Raw genomic sequence first — 15,756 nt, 5'->3', positions numbered from 1 at the left:
AGGGTGCACACGCCATGGAAAACGGAAGCATGATGGTGTTCGCGGGGAACGCCAATCCGGATCTCGCCCGAGCCGTGGCCTCGCACCTCAAGACCCGCCTTGGCGATGCCGTGGTCACCAGCTTCAGCGATGGCGAGGTCCAGGTCGAGATCAACGAGCATGTGCGCGGCCATGACGTGTTCATCATCCAGCCGACCTGCGCGCCCACCAACGACAATCTCATGGAGCTGATGGTCATCGCGGATGCCCTGCGGCGATCATCGGCGGCGCGCATCACGGCGGTGGTTCCCTATTACGGCTACGCCCGTCAGGACCGCCGGCAGCGATCGCAGCGCGTGCCGATCACCGCCAAACTCGCCGCCGACATGATCACCACCGCGGGCATCAATCGGGTCATCACCGTTGATCTGCATGCCGACCAGATCCAGGGGTTTTTCAATATCCCCGTCGACAACGTCTATGCCTCGCCGGTCCTGCTGGGGGATATCTGGCGCCAGACCCATGCCGACAAGATCGTGGTATCGCCGGATGTCGGCGGTGTCCTGCGCGCCCGGGCCGTGGCGCGGCGCCTCGACAATGCCGATCTGGCCATCATCGACAAGCGCCGGCCGCGGGCCAATGAACTCGAGGTCATGAACATCATCGGTGATGTCGAGGACAAGACCTGCGTGATTGTCGACGACATCATCGACACCGCCGGGACGCTCTGCCAGGCGGCCGCCGCGCTCAAGGAACGGGGCGCCGGACGCGTGGTGGCGTATATCACCCACCCGGTCCTCTCGGGCCCCGCCATCGAGCGCATCGAAAACAGTCATCTGGACGAGCTGGTGGTCACCGACAGCATTCCGCTGTCCCCCGCCGCCGAGGCCAGTGACCGGATTCGCCAGCTGTCGCTGGCGGAAATGCTCGCCGAGACCATGCGGCGGGTGAACAACGACGAGTCGGTCAGCGAGCTTTTCGTCGACTGATCGTCCCAATCGCCCCTGGTCGCGGGGGCCCTGACGGAGAAAACTGCAATGAGTGTTGAACTGAAACTGGATGCCGCCGTACGCGACGACCAGGGCAAGGGTGCGAGCCGCCGCCTGCGTCGTGCCAAGCGGGTGCCCGGCATCCTCTACGGGGCGGGCAAGAAACCCGTGTCGCTGTCCTTTGACGAGGAACAGGTCCTGCGCCTGATGCGCGAGGAGACGTTCTTCTCCCAGATCCTCGATATCAAGGTCAAGGGCAAGCGGACCGAGAAGGCGATCCTCAAGGATCTGCAGCGTCACCCCTTCAAGCCACTGGTGACCCACATGGATCTGCTGCGGATCAAGGCCGGCGAGAAAATGCGCCAGCAGGTTCCGATCCATCTGCTGCATCAGGACGAGGCCATTGGCGTCAAGCAGGGCAACGGTGTGGTCCACCATGACCTGATCGAAATCGACGTGGAGTGTCTGCCGGACGATCTGCCGACCTCGATCGACGTCGATATCGCCCAGCTGGATGTCGGTGAATCCATCCACCTGTCACAGATCGATGCCCCCGAGGGCGTGGTCTTTCCCGGGCTGGATGTCGAGCACGACCATGATCCGGTGCTGGTCAGCATCCACATGCCGCGCAAGGCCGTCGAGGAAGACGAGGAAGGCGGCGAAGAGGGCGATGACAGCGCCGGAAGCGAGGCCGGTGAGGGCTCGGAGGAGCAGGACTGAGGCCTGTTGGTGCGTCTGATCGTCGGGCTCGGCAACCCCGGGCCCAAGTACGCGGGGACCCGGCATAATGCCGGGTTCTGGTTTGTGGAGCGGGTCGCGGAGCGACTCGGCGTGGATCTGCGCGCCGAGCGCAAATTCCACGGTGCCATCGGCCGTTATCGCGACGCGGGCCTGGATCTGCACCTGCTCTGCCCCGATACCTACATGAATCACAGCGGCCGGGCGGTGGCGGCGCTGGCGCGGTTTCATCGCATCCCCCCGGAAGCCATCCTCGTCGCCCACGATGAGATCGATCTGCCCGCGGGTGTGGTGCGGCTCAAGCGCGGCGGGGGGCATGGCGGCCACAATGGCCTGCGCGACATCATCCCGGCGCTGGGCAGCCGCGACTTCGCCCGACTGCGCATTGGGGTGGGACATCCGGGCAGCAGCGATCAGGTCATCGCTTACGTGCTCCACGCGCCGGGTCGGTCCGAGCGTACGGCCATTGACTCAGCCATTGATGCCGCCGCGGCCCAGTCACCGGCGCTGGCCGCCGGTGACTGGGACCGGGCGCAACAGCAGTTACACACGCGGGAGTAGAGCAATCCATGGGCTTTAAGTGCGGCATCGTGGGTCTGCCGAATGTCGGCAAGTCGACCCTGTTCAACGCCCTGACCAAAAACGGGATCCCGGCGGAGAACTATCCGTTCTGCACCATCGACCCGAACGTCGGCATTGTGCCGGTGCCGGATCCGCGCCTGGATCGGCTGGCTGCGCTGGTGAAGCCGAAAAGCGTCGTCCCCACCACCATGGAGTTCGTCGATATCGCCGGTCTGGTGGCGGGTGCGTCGCGCGGGGAGGGGCTTGGCAATCAGTTCCTCGCCAACATCCGCGAGACGGATGCGATCGCCCATGTGGTGCGCTGTTTTGAAAGCGACGATGTTCATCATGTCGAGGGTCGGGTGGATCCGGTCGCCGATATCGAGACCATCAACACCGAACTGTTGCTCGCGGACATGGAAACCGTGGATAAGGCCATTGACCGCTACGGCCGCCGCGCCAAGTCCAACGACAAGACCGCGATCGCGATGCGTGACGCCCTGCGATCCATGGCGGAAGGCCTTGATGCCGGCGAGCCGATCCGCGCGCAGGCGCTGGATGACAGTGGCCGGGAGGTGCTCGGTGAGCTGCACCTGCTGACCGCCAAGCCGGTGCTCTACGTCGCCAATGTCAATGAAGAGGGTCTGAGCGGCAATGCCGCGCTGGCCCAGCTCGAGCAGCTGGCGGCCCGGGAGAATGCCCGCGTGGTGCCGGTGTGCGCGGCGATCGAGGCCGAGCTCTCGCAGCTTGACGAGGACGAGCGCAACGAGCTGCTGGCCGCCTATGATCTTGATGAGCCGGGCCTCAACCGCGTCATCCGCGCGGGCTACGCGCTGCTGTCGCTACAGACGTTCTTCACCGCTGGCCCCAAGGAAGTGCGGGCCTGGACGGTAACGGAGGGGGCCACTGCCCCCGAGGCCGCCAGTCGCATCCACAGCGACATCCAGCGTGGCTTCATCCGCGCCGAGGTGATCGCCGTCGACGAGTACCTGAGTGCGGGCGGCGAGCAGGCGGCGAAGGAAGCCGGGCGGATGCGTCTCGAGGGCAAGGAGTACATCATGCGGGACGGTGATGTCTGCCACTTCCGCTTCAACGTCTGAGGCATGGCGGGGGTTTGACAGCCACCCCCCGATCACCGGATACTCTGCGGTCTTCCGATCAGGCTACGTAGCTCAGCTGGTTAGAGCACATCACTCATAATGATGGGGTCGGTGGTTCGAATCCACCCGTAGCCACCACTTTCCCTAGAGCAGAAACAGCGTCGCCAGCCCCAGAAAGGCGGTAAAACCGACGATGTCGGTGACAGTGGTCAGAATGACGCCGCCGGCAAGGGCCGGGTCGATGCCAAACCGCTTGAGCACCAGGGGCACCAGCACGCCGGAAGCGGCCGCCGTGCCCAGGTTGATGGTCATGGCCGCGGCGATGATGATGCCGATGGTCGGCCGGCCGAACCACAGCAGCGCAACACCCGCCAGAACCGCCGCCCAGAGCAGGCCGTTGAGCAGCCCGATCCCCAGTTCCTTGAGCAATAGCGCGCGACTGTTACGCGGTGCGATCTGGCCCAGCGCGAGGGCGCGGATGACCAGCGCCAGGGTCTGTGTACCGGCGATGCCACCCATGCTGGCGACCACTGGCATCAGCACGGCCAGCGCCACCACTTCCTGGATGGTGCCCTCGAACAGACCGATCACATAAGCGGCCAGCAGCGCCGTCACCAGGTTCAGTCCCAGCCAACCGGCCCGCCGTCGAGTGCTGGACCAGACCGGTGCAAACAGGTCTTCTTCTTCGCCCAGACCCGCCATGCTCAGGATGGACTGCTCGGCCTCGTCGCGGATCACGTCGACCACGTCGTCGATTGTGATGCGCCCGATGAGACGGCCACGGCCGTCGAGTACCGGCGCCGAGATCAGGTCGCGGTCCTCGAACATGCGTGCCACTTCGCGATCCGACATTTCGGCCGGGATGACGACGGCCTCGGTGTCCAGCAGGTCCTCGACCCGGCCGGCGGGGTCGCGGGTCAGCAGATCGCTGACGCGCAGGATCCCCAGGAAATGGTCATAGCGGCTGACGACGAACAGATGATCGGTCAGCTCGGGCATCTCGCCGCGCATGCGCAGGTAACGGAAAACCACGTCGAGGCTGACGTCCGGGCGCACGGTCACCGTATCGGTGTTCATCAGACCGCCGGCGCTGTCCTCGGGGTAGGCCAGGACGGCCTCGAGGCGCTGACGGTTCTGGTTGTCCATCGAGCGCAGGATCTCGCCGGTGAGCGTTCTCGGCAGGTCCTGCATGAAATCGGCCAGATCGTCCATGTCCATGCCGGAGGTGGCGGCCAGGAGCTCACGATCGTCCATTTCGCGGATCAGCCCGCCGCGCACCTCATCGTTGACCTGAAGCAGCACTTCGCCGCCGATTTCCTCATCCACCAGCTCCCAGAGGACTTTGCGCTGCGCGGTGGGGAAGGATTCCAGGAGATTGGCGATCTCCGAGGGATGAAGCGCGTTGAGCATGCGCTGGGCCTCGGGCACCGTGCCGTCCTGCAGGAGGTCGGTGACCGTCTCGGCGATCCGGCCCTGTTTCTGCTCGCGCTCTTCGACCATGGAATGTTCCTGTCCGGGCTCAGTCGGCCTCGCCGAAGCCGTCGGCGATCAGCGCGGCGATGGCCTCCAGTGCCGCCTGCGCATCGTCGCCACGGGCGCGGAGTTCAATGTCGCTGCCCTGGCCGGCGGCCAGCATCATCAGGCCCATGATGCTCTTGGCGTTGGCGGTGTGGGTCTGGTGGCTGACCTGGATCTCGGCGGCATACCCGCCGGCCAGGGCGGCGAAGCGGGCCGCCGCCCGGGCATGCAGCCCCAGGCGGTTGACGATCTGCACGCGGCGTCGGTGAAGGGCCTCATCCGACGCCATGATTCGCTCCGGGCGGCTCAACGGCCGGCGCCACGGCCTCGAGGATACCATCACGGGCCGCCGCCAACGCCATGCGCGCCAGCGATTCCAGCGATAACTCCGGGTAATTGAGCACACGCAGCAGCATGGGCAGATTGACGCCGGTGATCACCGGATAGCCCCGTCCGCGGGCCACCGCGATGGCGATATTGGCCGGCGTGGCGCCGAACGCATCCGTGAGGATCAGCACCCCGTCACCACTGTCCACGCCCGCCGCAGCCGCCTCGACCCGGCCGAGGGTGGTCTCCGGCGGGTCATGGGGGCCCGGACTGAGCGTGGCGACGGTCAGCGGCAGCCGCGGCAGAATCCCTTCGGCGGTTTCGCGCAGGGCCTTGCCGACCCCCGGATGGGTGACAAGCAGCAGCCCGGCGCTCATGGCAGTTCCCGGTGCCGCACGGTGACGGCGGTGGCGTGCTCGCGCAGGTGGGCACCCAGCGCCTCGACCAGATAGACCGAGCGGTGCTGCCCCCCCGTGCAGCCGATGGCGATGGTCAGATAGCTGCGGTTCTCGGCCTCGAAGACCGGCAGCCAGTCATCCATGAACCCCTGGATCTGCTTGAGATAGCGGGCGACCAGCGGGCTGTCGGCCAGGAAGTCGGCCACGGCCCGGTCGCGCCCGGTCATCGGTCGCAGGGCGGGCTGCCAGTGCGGGTTCGGCAGGCAGCGGCTGTCAAAGACGAAATCGGCGTCGGTGGGGGTGCCGTGCTTGTAGCCGAATGATTCCAGCTGCACCGACAGATGCGTGCGCGATTCGGCCAGTCGGCTGCGAATGATCTGGCGCAGTTCATGCAACGTGGTCTGCGAGGTGTCGACGGTCAGATCGGCACGCTCGTGGAGCGGGACGAGGCGGGCACGTTCCCCCTTGATCGCTTCATTCAGCGGGATATCCGGCCCGCTCAGCGGATGGCGGCGGCGGGTTTCCGAAAAGCGCTTGAGCAGGGTGGCGTCATCCGCATCCAGAAAGACGATTTCGGTGTCCAGGCCGTGGGCGGCGATGGCGTCGAGGATGCCGGGAAAGCGACTCAGCGATGCGGGCTGGTTGCGTGCATCGATGCCCACGGCGTAGTCGGCTTCCTCGCCACTCATTGCAATGTGCTGACCGAATGCATCCAGCAGATCCACCGGCAGGTTGTCGATGCAGTAGAAGCCCGAGTCCTCCAGGGTGGCAAGGGCGACGCTCTTGCCCGATCCGGAGAGGCCGCTGACGATGATCAGTCGCATGCGCTGGCCTCCGGGACCTTCCAGGGCCGCGGTGCGGTCACTGCCAAAAGCTCGATGATCGCCGCGACCGGCCGCTCGGGCGACAGCGCCAGTTGGGCCAGTCCGATGCCGTGGATCGTCAGGGTCTGCCAGTCCGCCGTGGCGCTTGCCGGGCGTCGGGCCCGGGTCAGTTCGATGGCGCAGTCGATGGGTGACCAGTCGGCCACCGCACCGGTGCCGAAGTGATCGCCGACCGCAATGATCCCCGGCCCGCGCAGGCACAGCCGCCCGCGACCGGCGTCCGGTGCCCGGCCGATCAGCCGGTCACCGCGGTGTATGACCATCACGGCGTCATCGGCCACCAGCTGATGACCGGCGCGCAGCAGCATCAGCGCGGTGTCACTCTTGCCCATGCCCGCCTCGCCCCGAATCAGGACGCCCACACCGTTGACCCGCATCAGCGTCCCGGGGATCTGGCTCATGCGTCGGGCGCCCCGTCGTCGCTGCCGGTCATGGTGGCGTAGAGCTCGGCGTCGCTGCGGCACTGGCGCAGCCGCGTGCACAGGTGTTCGTCGCGAAACAGCTCCGCGAGCCGGGCGAGAATGCGCAGATGCTCATCGTTGCTGTGCTCAGGCACGAGGAGGGCGAGCAGCAGATCCACCGGCTGGCTGTCGGCGGCGTCGAAGGCGACGGGTTTATTCAGACGGACCAGGGCGGCACGCGGGGTTTCGATATCGGGACTGCGGGTATGGGGCAGTGCCACCCCGCGCCCCAGTCCGGTGCTGCCCAGACGCTCACGCACGATCAACCCCTCGAAGATGGCGCGCGTGGCGTCGCCGCCCGCCCGGGTATCGGCCATGAGTTGCTCGCTCATGCGCTCCAGGGCGCGTTTCTTGCTGGTGACGTCGACCCCGCACTGCGTGCGCGTCACCGACAGCAGTCGGGTAAGCTCCATGATGCTCAGGGTTCCAGATTATCGCCGACGCGTCCCTGCTCCGGATGATGGTCGCTGCGCTTTTCCTTGTGCTTGACGACTTGGCGGTCCAGCTTGTCGACCAGCAGGTCGATGGCGGCATACATCTCGCTGGCGGTGGACTCGGCGAACAGCCGGGCGCCGCTGACCACCAGGGTGGCCTCCGCCTTACGGGTCTTTTTCTCGACGGTCAGAATCACATGGACGTCGACGACATGATCAAAGTGGCGCTCGAGGCGCTGGAATTTCTCCTCGACGTAGTCACGCAGCGCGTTGGTGACATCGACGTGATGGCCGGTAATGTCGATTTTCATGATTTCCCCTTATGTTTTCTTCTTCAGCGTAGCCGTTTGCGTTGGGTTGACGAGGCGATCCCCATGACTTCCCGGTATTTGGCCACGGTTCGCCGCGCCACGTGAATGCCCTCCCCACGCAGCGTCTCGGTCAGCCGTGAATCGCTGAGTGGCTTGGCCGGATCCTCTGCCGCCACCTGCCGGCGGATGCGCGCGCGAATGGCCGTCGCCGAGCACTCACCGCCGTCGGCCGTCGGGACATGGCTTGAGAAAAAATGCTTGAACTCCAGCGTGCCCTGGGGCGTGAGGATGTATTTCCGCGAGGTGATCCGCGATACGGTCGATTCATGCATGTCGATGGCCTCGGCGACATCGCGCAGCACCAGTGGCTGCATCGACTCTTCACCATACTCCAGAAACGCCTGCTGGCGCTCGACGACGCATTCGGCCACGCGCTGCAGCGTGTCGCGCCGCGACTCCAGGCTTTTGATCAGCCAGCGTGCCTCCTGCAGGTGATCGCGCAGCAGGCTGTTGTCACGGCTGCTGTCGCCCCGCCGGATCAGGCTCGCGTAGTAGTCGTTGATGCGCACCCGGGGCGAAGCCTCGGGGTTGATCTCGACCTGCCAGCGGCCGTTGACCCGCCGCACCCGACAGTCGGGGACGACGTAATCGGTGCGGGTTTCGCCGAATCGCGATCCGGGATGGGGGTCGAGTCGGCGGATCAGCGACAGGGCCACGTCCAGCTGTTCCTGGTCGACCTTCAGGTGCTCGCGCAGCGCGACCTGCCGGCCTGGGCTGAACAGTGACCAGTCGGCTTCAATGGCCTGGCGGGCGGTCTGGCGCCCGGGCGTGTCCGGCGGCATGGCGTCGATCTGGATCTGCAGTGCCTCGCGGGCGTCACGGGCGCCGATGCCGATCGGGTCCATGTGCTGGAGGATCGTGAGGACGGCGTTGATGTCGTCCTCGTCGATGTCGGCGTCGACATCGGCGTCGAGGGCGGACCGCAATTCGCTGACCGGCTCGGCCAGATGCCCGCGCTCGTCCAGGGCATCGATCAGTGCGGCGGCGATCTGACGGTCGGTTGCGCCCAGGCTGGACAGATCGACCTGCCACTGCAGGTGATCGCGCAGCGAATCGGCGGGGGCCGCCTGGCGATCGAGAAAGTCGCTGCCGCCGTCGCCTTCCGCCGTGGCGCCCGCCGGCCCGTTATGACCGGTGTCATCCCAGTGCTCGGAGACCGCCATGCCCTCGCCCAGCTCGGTGGCGTCGGTGGCGTTCGAACCCAGACGCTCTTCCGACGGATCGGGGGTGGCCGGCGTCGTCCCCTCGGGCGCGGCGGCTGCGGCGGCGTGATCGGTGTCGTCTTCGGGCTCGAGCATGACGTTGGACTCGAGCGCTTCGCGGATCTCGAGCGCCAGCTCGGCCGCCGGCAGCTGCAGCAGCCGGATCGCCTGCTGCAGCTGGGGCGTCATGGTGAGCTGTTGACTGGCCCGAAGTTCAAGCGACTGCTTCATTGTTCCCCGCGTGCGAATTGGTCTGGATAGCGTAACGCCGGCTGTCCGGCGCCCGCCAGTCTCACAGGTGGAAGTCCTCGCCCAGGTAGACCGCCCGCACCTCGGCGTTGTCGAGGATCATGCCGGGGGTCCCGTCGGCGATCACCCGGCCGGCGTTGAGGATGCTGGCACGGTCGACCAGGGCCAGCGTCTCGCGGACGTTGTGATCGGTGATCAGTACGCCGATACCGCGCTCCGCCAGGTGTCGGACGATGCCCTTGATGTCGCCCACCGAGATCGGATCAACGCCGGCGAAGGGCTCGTCCAGCAGGATGAAGCGCGGATCGGCGGCCAGCGCCCGGGCAATCTCAACGCGCCGTCGCTCGCCGCCCGACAGGCTGATCCCGGCCTGGTCACGCAGATGCCCGATGCCGAACTCCTCCATCAGTGCCTCCGCCTGCTCAAGCCGAGCCTGGCGCGACAGCCCGTCACGGGTCTCGAGCACGGCGAGCAGGTTGTCGAGCACCGGCAGCCGCCGGAACACCGATGCCTCCTGGGGCAGGTAGCCGATCCCGCGCCGTGCCCGGGCATGCATGGGGAGGCTGCCAATGTCATCGCCATCCAGCCGGATGACCCCGGCGTCCGCCCGGATCAGGCCGACAATGATGTAAAAGCTGGTGGTCTTGCCAGCCCCATTCGGGCCCAGCAGACCGACGATCTCACCACTCTGCAGGCCGATGGAAACCCCATCCACCACTGAGCGTCCGCGATAGGTTTTTGACAGCCCGTGGGCCTCGAGCTGGTTGCGCGCCATGCCGGTCAGTCCGTCGCAGGGTTGACGCTGACATTGACGCGCTCGTCGTCGTCAGCGCCGCTCTCGGCAACGGTGCGGGCGGTTTCGGGGTAATGCGTGACGGTGCGTCCGGTCACTGTGTTGTCGCCCTGCCAGAGGCGTCCGCCCTGTTTGAGGATCAGCCGCTCGGGACCGGCGACGAAGTATTCCATCCGCGGTGCCTCGGCCCGTCGCGGGGCGGCATCCGCCACGGTCTCGCGGTAGGTGGCCGGGGTGCCGTCCACGGTCACCTGCTCGAGCTCGCCCGCGCCATTGCTGAATACCCGCATGACGTCGCCGGTGATGCGCAGGGCGCCGCGCGTCAGCACGACGTCGCCGCGATACACGCTGATGCCCTCGGCCTCGTCAACCTCGGCGCGGTCGGCCACCAGCTCCACCGGTGGCGGGGCGGACGCCCCATCGCCGTCTTGGCCATGCGCGACCGGCACGGCCACCACAAGCGCCAGCAGGGCGCCGATCCAGAGTCGCTCAGGGTGAAGCCGCATCGTACACTCCCTCTACATCGTCCAGCAGTTCAAGGCGCTCCTGCGCAAACCATACCCGTGCGCCGACGGCATCCACCCGCAGCCCGGGGCGGGTCATTGTGACGGGCTGGTCCGTCTCGGCGTAACGCTCGGGGATTCTTGCATCCAGTCGCTGGGTGGTCAGCCGGGTCCGACCCTCGGCGGTCTGGCGCGTCATCACGACATCGCCGCGCAGCCGGGCACGGGTGTCGTCATCACCGATCCAGCCATGGTTCGAGCGGCCCCGCCAGGGCGGGCCCCGATCCGTCTCCACCCGCCAGTCCGGGGAGACGAGGCGCCAGCTGCCGTCCCGCGGGTTGTGGCGCGCGTCGGGTGATCGTACCCGCCAGCTGATTGCGCCGTCCGCATTGGTGGTGGTCAGTGTAACCGTGCGGGCATAAGCATCCAGGCGGGGGTTCGTCACCGTCCTGACCGCATCCGGGTCGCCACCCGCGCCAAACAGCCGCCAGCCGAGCAGGGCAGCCAGGGCCAGCGCCAGCAGCATGACCACTCGGCGGCGCATTCAGACGACGCCGCCACGCAGCAGATCGTGCATGTTCAACGCGCCCGTGAGCCGGCCTTCCGCGTCATTGACCAGCAGGCCGTTGATGCTGTGCCGTTCCATCAGCGCCAGCGCCTCGGCGGCCAGCTGCGCCGCTTCGACGCAGCGCGGGGCCGGCGTCATCACCGTGGCGATCGGGGTGGCATGCACGTCTACCCCCTCATCCAGGGCGCGGCGCAGATCGCCATCAGTGAAGATGCCGGTGACCCGCTGATCGGCATCGACAATCGCGGTCATGCCGAGCCCTTTACGGGTCATTTCGAGCAGCGCGTCCGCCATGGGCGTGTCCGGCCCCACGGCGGGCACCGCCGTGCCCGTGTGCATGAGATCGTCGATGCGCAGCAGCAGCCGCCGGCCGAGCCGGCCGCCGGGGTGCGAGCGGGCAAAGTCTTCGGCGGTGAAGCCGCGCGCGTCGAGCAGTGCGATCGCCAGCGCGTCGCCCATGGCCAGCGCCGCCGTGGTGCTCGCGGTGGGCGCGAGTCCCAGCGGGCAGGCTTCGGCGTCAACGCCGGCATCGAGATGGACGGCCGCGGCCTCGGCCAGGGTCGAGCCGGGCCGCCCGGTGATGGCGATCAGGTCCAGCCCGCGCCGTTTGATGGCGGGGAGCAGGCCGTTGATCTCCTCGGTTTCACCTGAGTTCGACAGGGCGATCACGCAGTCGCCGGTGGCCAGCATGCCCAGGTCGCCGTGTCCGGCCTCGCCCGGATGGACAAAAAACGCCGGCGTGCCAGTGCTTGCCAGGGTTGCCGCCAGCTTGCCAGCGATGTGCCCCGATTTGCCCATGCCCAGCACCACCACCCGGCCGCTGCAGGCCAGAAGGATTCGGCAGGCATGGGCGAAGGTGGCATCGATGCGATCGCGCAGTGCGGCCAGGGCGGCGGTTTCCGTGTCGATGACAGCCTGTCCCAGGCGGCAGAAATCGGTATCGGCGGTCATTGCTCTCGCTCTTAACGGTGACTGAAGAACAGCAGGGCCTGATAGGCAATGTACGCACCCACCAGCAGCCCGCCTTCCCATCGGCCCAGGCGGCCGCGCCTGCCCAGGCCATAGCCCACGACCAGGATGGCCAGCATGAAGCCGGTCATGATCCCGTAATCGCGCGCCAGATCCCCCTGATCAAAGGCGAATGGCGCGATCGCCCCGGCGATGCCCAGAACCGCGAGCAGGTTGAACAGATTGGAGCCGATGATGTTACCCACGGCAAGCTCGCTCTCGCCACGCCGCACGCTGGCGAGGCCTGCCGCGAGCTCGGGCAGGCTGGTGCCGATGGCGACGATGGTCAATCCGATGATCAGGTCGCTGACCCCCAGCTGGCCGGCGAGCAGCACCGAGGCCCAGACCAGCAGGCGCGAGCTGGCGATGAGCAGCACCAGGCCCAGCAGCGTCCAGCGCAGCGCCTGGGCGAGCGGAAGGGGTTCGGGCACTGCCGATTCCAGTTCGCGGGCGATCATGGCATCGCCGCGCTCCGGATGCCGGGCCTGCCAGGCCATCCAGGTCAGCACGGCCAGCATGCCGGCGAGAAGTGCCACCCCATCGAATCGGGACAGCGCCCCATCCGCCAGCAGCGCGCCGGTGGCCACAACCACCAGCATCAGCAGCGGGATCTCGCGCCGGAGGATTCCGGGGCTTATGACCAGTGGGCTGACCAGGGCGGTGGTCCCCAGGATCAGGCCGACATTGGCGATGTTCGATCCCAGCGCATTGCCCAGGGCAATGCCGGGGGTACCGTCGATGGCGGCAATGGCCGAGACGAGCATTTCCGGCAGTGATGTGCCGATGCCGACCACCGTCAGACCGATCAGCAGGCTGGAGACACCCAGCTGGCGGGCCAGTGCCGAGCTGCCGTCGACGAATCGCTCGGCGCTCCAGGCGAGGGCGACGAATCCGGCGGCGATGACGACAAGCAGCGCGGCGATCAGCATGCAGGCCCTTCCATGACAGGTGTAACGGCACAAAGTATCGCATTTGACCGCCTTTATGGCTTGACGGATACTCGCGGCATTCCTCATCGCACCGACATCAGCGAAGCCATCCGCATGCCAGTTACCCAGTCCGAGGCCCTGATCGATCTGAGCGGCGTTGTCTTCAGCCGCGGCAGCAATCGGCTGTTCAACGGCGTCGATCTGCAGGTCAGGCGCGGTGAGGTCGTGGCGATCATGGGGCCCAGTGGGACGGGCAAGACCACGCTGCTGCGTCTGATCGGCGGTCAGCTGCGGGCCTCCGCCGGGCGCGTCGCCGTCGACGGGCAGGCGGTTGATCGGCTCTCGCGGCGTGATCTCTACCGGCTGCGCCGACGCATGGGGGTGCTGTTCCAGAGTGGCGCCCTGTTCACCGACATGACCTGCTTCGAGAACGTGGCATTCCCGTTGCGTGAGCACACCGACCTGCCGGAGACACTGATCCGCACGGTGGTGCTCATGAAGCTTGAGGCCGTCGGCCTGCGCGGGGCCCGCGACCTTTATCCCGGCGAGCTCTCCGGCGGCATGTCGCGACGCGTGTCGCTGGCGCGGGCGCTGGCGCTTGATCCCGAGATCATCCTCTATGACGAGCCCTTCGCGGGTCAGGATCCGATTTCCATGGGCGCGCTGATGCAATTGATCCGGCAGCTCAATGATGCGCTCGGGCTGACCAGCGTGGTGGTCTCGCACGATGTCGACGAGACCCTTCGCATCGCCGACCGGGCCTATGTGATCTCCGGGGGCGAGGTGATCGCGTCGGGGACGCCCGAGGCGCTGCGGCATAGCGAAAGCCGCTGGGTGGATCAGTTTCTCAATGCGCTGCCCGACGGGCCGGTTCCATTTCATTACCCGGCGCCTCCCATCGCCGAGGATCTCCGCGGGGCGGATCGATGATCGGCATGCTCCAGCAGCTGGGGGGCTCAACCCTGGCGACGGCGGCCACACTCGGCCGGGCGGTGCTGTTTCTGCTGCGGGTCCTGCGGGGCTCGGGCGAGCTGGTCCGACGCCCCGGTCTGCTGGTTCGCGAGATGTACTCGGTGGGCGTGCTGACGCTGGTCATCATCATCGTCTCGGGGCTTTTCGTGGGTATGGTGCTGGCCCTGCAGGGCTATTACACCCTGGTGGACTTTGGCGCCGAGCAGTCGCTGGGTGTTCTGGTGGCGCTGTCACTGACCCGCGAGCTGGGCCCGGTGGTCACCGCGCTGCTGTTTGCCGGCCGGGCCGGCTCGGCGCTGACGGCGGAAATCGGGTTGATGAAGGCCACCGAACAGCTCGCCGGCATGGAGATGATGGCGGTGGATCCCGAGCATCGCGTCATCGCGCCGCGACTGGCCGCCGCGATCCTGTCACTGCCGCTGCTGACGCTGATCTTCAATGTCCTCGGCGTGACCGGCGCCTGGCTTGTCAGCGTCAATCTGCTGGGCGTGGATGGTGGGTCGTTCTGGTCGCAGATGCAGTCCCAGGTCAGCTTCTCCGACGATATCCTGAATGGGTTGATCAAGAGCGTGCTGTTCGGCGTGGTGGCCGGCTGGATCGCGGTGTTCAATGGCTACGACTGCCGGCCCACCTCCCATGGTGTGAGCCGAGCCACGACCCGCACGGTGGTGGTGACATCGCTGATCGTGCTGGGACTTGATTTTGTGCTGACGGCACTCATGTTCGACTGACGGAGGTTTGTCCGGTGGATAATTCCCGAACGATGGAAATTGCGGTCGGCGCCTTCGTGGCCGCCGGCCTGGCCGCAGCGTTCGTGCTGGCGATGCAGGTGAGCAACATCACCGCATTCCAGCGCACTGAGGGCTATACGGTGGAGGCTTACTTCCAGAATGTCGGTGGTCTGCGCGAGCGCGCTCCGGTGAGCCTCAGCGGCGTACAGATCGGGCGGGTCAGTGCGATCACCCTCGACCCTGGCCGGTTCGAGGCGCGCGTCGAGCTCACCATCCATTCGGAGTATGACGATCTGCCCAGTGATACGGCAGCGCGGGTGCGCACATCGGGGCTGCTCGGCGAGCAGTACGTCTCGCTGCAGCCCGGCGGCATGCCCGACTCGCTGGGGCCGGGTGACGAGATCACGCTGACGCAGTCGGCGCTGGTCCTTGAAGAGATTGTCGGTCAGTTTCTCTACGAGCAGTCCAGCGGAGACGCCCAGTGACACCGGCGCAGATCACGGGAACCGCGCCCCAGGCGCTGGGCATTGACGGCGACCTGACCGCGCGGACCGTGCCGGACCTGCTGGGGACACTGCCGGTCGCCGCCGGCGTCCACCGGGTCGATCTGACCGGGGTGCGCCAGGTCGACAGTGCCGGGCTGGCGCTGCTGGTGGAGTGGCAGCGGCTTCTCAACGCCGATCAGGGCCAGCTCGAGCTGGTGGGTGTGCCGGAAGGGCTCCTGCGGCTCGCGCGGATCAGTTCGGTTGATACACTGTTGGGCTTTCAGGCGACAGATGCGGGGAATACAGGGCAATGATGGAACCGGAAGCCATTCGGGCGCTTTTGCAGACGGGCCTGAACGAGGCCGATGTCGAAGTCGTGGGCGACGGCCGGCACTTTCAGGCGCGGATCGTGAGCCCGGATTTTGAAGGCATCCCGCTGCTGCGGCGGCATCGCATGGTCTACGACCTGCTCCAGACCCACATCGACAGCGACGTGCTGCATGCCATCTCGATGCGAACACTGACCCCGGCGCAGGCCGCGGCCGAACAGGATTGA

22 protein-coding genes and 1 tRNA gene are annotated in these 15,756 nt (G+C 66.8%); 10 read left to right on the top strand and 13 right to left on the bottom strand.

The genetic code is table 11. From position 1 onward, the window contains the following. The first annotated feature begins 14 nt into the window (after positions 1–14). The 5 genes from BBH56_RS07085 to BBH56_RS07065 all read left to right on the top strand — a co-directional run bounded on the left by BBH56_RS07085 (position 15) and on the right by BBH56_RS07065 (position 3,505). The gene (locus BBH56_RS07085) at positions 15–968 is read left to right on the top strand and encodes a ribose-phosphate diphosphokinase (protein WP_110882909.1); all 954 of its coding nucleotides are present in this window, start codon (positions 15–17) and stop codon (positions 966–968) included. Positions 969–1,016: 48 nt separating this feature from the next. After that, positions 1,017–1,688 (top strand): 50S ribosomal protein L25/general stress protein Ctc, encoded by a 672-nt coding sequence (locus tag BBH56_RS07080; RefSeq protein ID WP_148122390.1) that lies wholly within the window; start codon positions 1,017–1,019, stop codon positions 1,686–1,688. A gap of 3 nt (positions 1,689–1,691) precedes the next feature. Beyond that, positions 1,692–2,267, top strand: coding sequence for an aminoacyl-tRNA hydrolase (gene pth, locus BBH56_RS07075; RefSeq protein WP_148122389.1), 576 nt, complete (start codon positions 1,692–1,694; stop codon positions 2,265–2,267). A gap of 8 nt (positions 2,268–2,275) precedes the next feature. Further along, positions 2,276–3,367 (top strand): redox-regulated ATPase YchF, encoded by a 1,092-nt coding sequence (ychF, locus tag BBH56_RS07070; RefSeq protein ID WP_148122388.1) that lies wholly within the window; start codon positions 2,276–2,278, stop codon positions 3,365–3,367. Between the two features lie 61 nt (positions 3,368–3,428). Further along, positions 3,429–3,505 (top strand) — tRNA-Met (locus BBH56_RS07065). A 6-nt stretch (positions 3,506–3,511) separates the two neighbouring features. Here BBH56_RS07065 and mgtE read toward each other — a convergent pair. The 13 genes from mgtE to BBH56_RS07000 all read right to left on the bottom strand — a co-directional run bounded on the left by mgtE (position 3,512) and on the right by BBH56_RS07000 (position 13,006). Continuing rightward, entirely contained in the window at positions 3,512–4,867 is a 1,356-nt protein-coding gene (gene mgtE / locus BBH56_RS07060; RefSeq protein ID WP_144348010.1) for a magnesium transporter, read from the bottom strand. Between the two features lie 19 nt (positions 4,868–4,886). Further along, a complete protein-coding gene (locus BBH56_RS07055) occupies positions 4,887–5,174 on the bottom strand; it encodes an HPr family phosphocarrier protein (RefSeq protein ID WP_148122387.1) in 288 nt (95 codons plus the stop codon). After that, entirely contained in the window at positions 5,161–5,589 is a 429-nt protein-coding gene (locus BBH56_RS07050; RefSeq protein ID WP_110882915.1) for a PTS sugar transporter subunit IIA, read from the bottom strand. Before BBH56_RS07050 ends, BBH56_RS07055 begins: the two co-directional genes overlap by 14 nt. After that, complete coding sequence (gene rapZ, locus BBH56_RS07045) at positions 5,586–6,434, bottom strand: RNase adapter RapZ (RefSeq protein ID WP_144348013.1); 849 nt, start codon at positions 6,432–6,434, stop codon at positions 5,586–5,588. The genes BBH56_RS07050 and rapZ overlap by 4 nt, the downstream gene beginning before the upstream one ends. After that, complete coding sequence (locus BBH56_RS07040) at positions 6,425–6,895, bottom strand: HPr kinase/phosphorylase (RefSeq protein WP_148122386.1); 471 nt, start codon at positions 6,893–6,895, stop codon at positions 6,425–6,427. Before BBH56_RS07040 ends, rapZ begins: the two co-directional genes overlap by 10 nt. Continuing rightward, positions 6,892–7,368 (bottom strand): PTS sugar transporter subunit IIA, encoded by a 477-nt coding sequence (locus BBH56_RS07035; RefSeq protein WP_148122385.1) that lies wholly within the window; start codon positions 7,366–7,368, stop codon positions 6,892–6,894. Before BBH56_RS07035 ends, BBH56_RS07040 begins: the two co-directional genes overlap by 4 nt. Before the next feature lie 5 nt (positions 7,369–7,373). Next, positions 7,374–7,700 carry a ribosome hibernation-promoting factor, HPF/YfiA family gene (hpf, locus tag BBH56_RS07030; protein ID WP_148122384.1) on the bottom strand — a complete coding sequence of 109 codons (327 nt, stop codon included), beginning with the start codon at positions 7,698–7,700 and terminating at the stop codon, positions 7,374–7,376. A gap of 23 nt (positions 7,701–7,723) precedes the next feature. Further along, on the bottom strand, positions 7,724–9,193 hold the full coding sequence (locus tag BBH56_RS07025) for an RNA polymerase factor sigma-54 (RefSeq protein ID WP_110882918.1): 1,470 nt from the start codon (positions 9,191–9,193) through the stop codon (positions 7,724–7,726). 61 nt (positions 9,194–9,254) lie between these two features. After that, positions 9,255–9,986, bottom strand: a complete 732-nt coding sequence (gene lptB, locus BBH56_RS07020) for an LPS export ABC transporter ATP-binding protein (protein ID WP_148122383.1) — start codon at positions 9,984–9,986, stop codon at positions 9,255–9,257. A gap of 5 nt (positions 9,987–9,991) precedes the next feature. Next, positions 9,992–10,510 (bottom strand): lipopolysaccharide transport periplasmic protein LptA, encoded by a 519-nt coding sequence (lptA, locus tag BBH56_RS07015; protein WP_148122382.1) that lies wholly within the window; start codon positions 10,508–10,510, stop codon positions 9,992–9,994. Continuing rightward, a complete protein-coding gene (gene lptC / locus BBH56_RS07010) occupies positions 10,494–11,051 on the bottom strand; it encodes an LPS export ABC transporter periplasmic protein LptC (RefSeq protein WP_148122381.1) in 558 nt (185 codons plus the stop codon). Before lptC ends, lptA begins: the two co-directional genes overlap by 17 nt. Beyond that, positions 11,052–12,026: a KpsF/GutQ family sugar-phosphate isomerase gene (locus tag BBH56_RS07005; RefSeq protein ID WP_148122380.1), complete on the bottom strand. Its 975-nt coding sequence runs from the start codon at positions 12,024–12,026 to the stop codon at positions 11,052–11,054. 11 nt (positions 12,027–12,037) lie between these two features. Next, positions 12,038–13,006, bottom strand: coding sequence for a calcium/sodium antiporter (locus BBH56_RS07000; RefSeq protein WP_370456331.1), 969 nt, complete (start codon positions 13,004–13,006; stop codon positions 12,038–12,040). A 120-nt stretch (positions 13,007–13,126) separates the two neighbouring features. Here BBH56_RS07000 and BBH56_RS06995 point away from each other — a divergent pair, with 120 nt between their 5' ends. Genes BBH56_RS06995 through BBH56_RS06975 form a run of 5 tightly spaced genes read left to right on the top strand, consistent with a single transcriptional unit; the run spans position 13,127 to position 15,756 of the window. Next, positions 13,127–13,942, top strand: a complete 816-nt coding sequence (locus BBH56_RS06995; RefSeq protein ID WP_148122770.1) for an ABC transporter ATP-binding protein — start codon at positions 13,127–13,129, stop codon at positions 13,940–13,942. Further along, entirely contained in the window at positions 13,939–14,715 is a 777-nt protein-coding gene (mlaE, locus tag BBH56_RS06990) for a lipid asymmetry maintenance ABC transporter permease subunit MlaE (RefSeq protein ID WP_110882925.1), read from the top strand. Before BBH56_RS06995 ends, mlaE begins: the two co-directional genes overlap by 4 nt. A gap of 32 nt (positions 14,716–14,747) precedes the next feature. Further along, positions 14,748–15,200 carry an outer membrane lipid asymmetry maintenance protein MlaD gene (gene mlaD, locus BBH56_RS06985; RefSeq protein ID WP_235011841.1) on the top strand — a complete coding sequence of 151 codons (453 nt, stop codon included), beginning with the start codon at positions 14,748–14,750 and terminating at the stop codon, positions 15,198–15,200. Continuing rightward, on the top strand, positions 15,197–15,514 hold the full coding sequence (locus BBH56_RS06980) for an STAS domain-containing protein (protein WP_110882927.1): 318 nt from the start codon (positions 15,197–15,199) through the stop codon (positions 15,512–15,514). Before mlaD ends, BBH56_RS06980 begins: the two co-directional genes overlap by 4 nt. After that, positions 15,511–15,756 carry a BolA family protein gene (locus BBH56_RS06975; RefSeq protein WP_235011840.1) on the top strand — a complete coding sequence of 82 codons (246 nt, stop codon included), beginning with the start codon at positions 15,511–15,513 and terminating at the stop codon, positions 15,754–15,756. The genes BBH56_RS06980 and BBH56_RS06975 overlap by 4 nt, the downstream gene beginning before the upstream one ends.

The organism is Spiribacter roseus, assembly GCF_002813635.1.
In the GTDB taxonomy this organism is placed as follows: domain Bacteria; phylum Pseudomonadota; class Gammaproteobacteria; order Nitrococcales; family Nitrococcaceae; genus Spiribacter; species Spiribacter roseus.
This window is presented reverse-complemented; position numbering and strand designations above follow the sequence as displayed.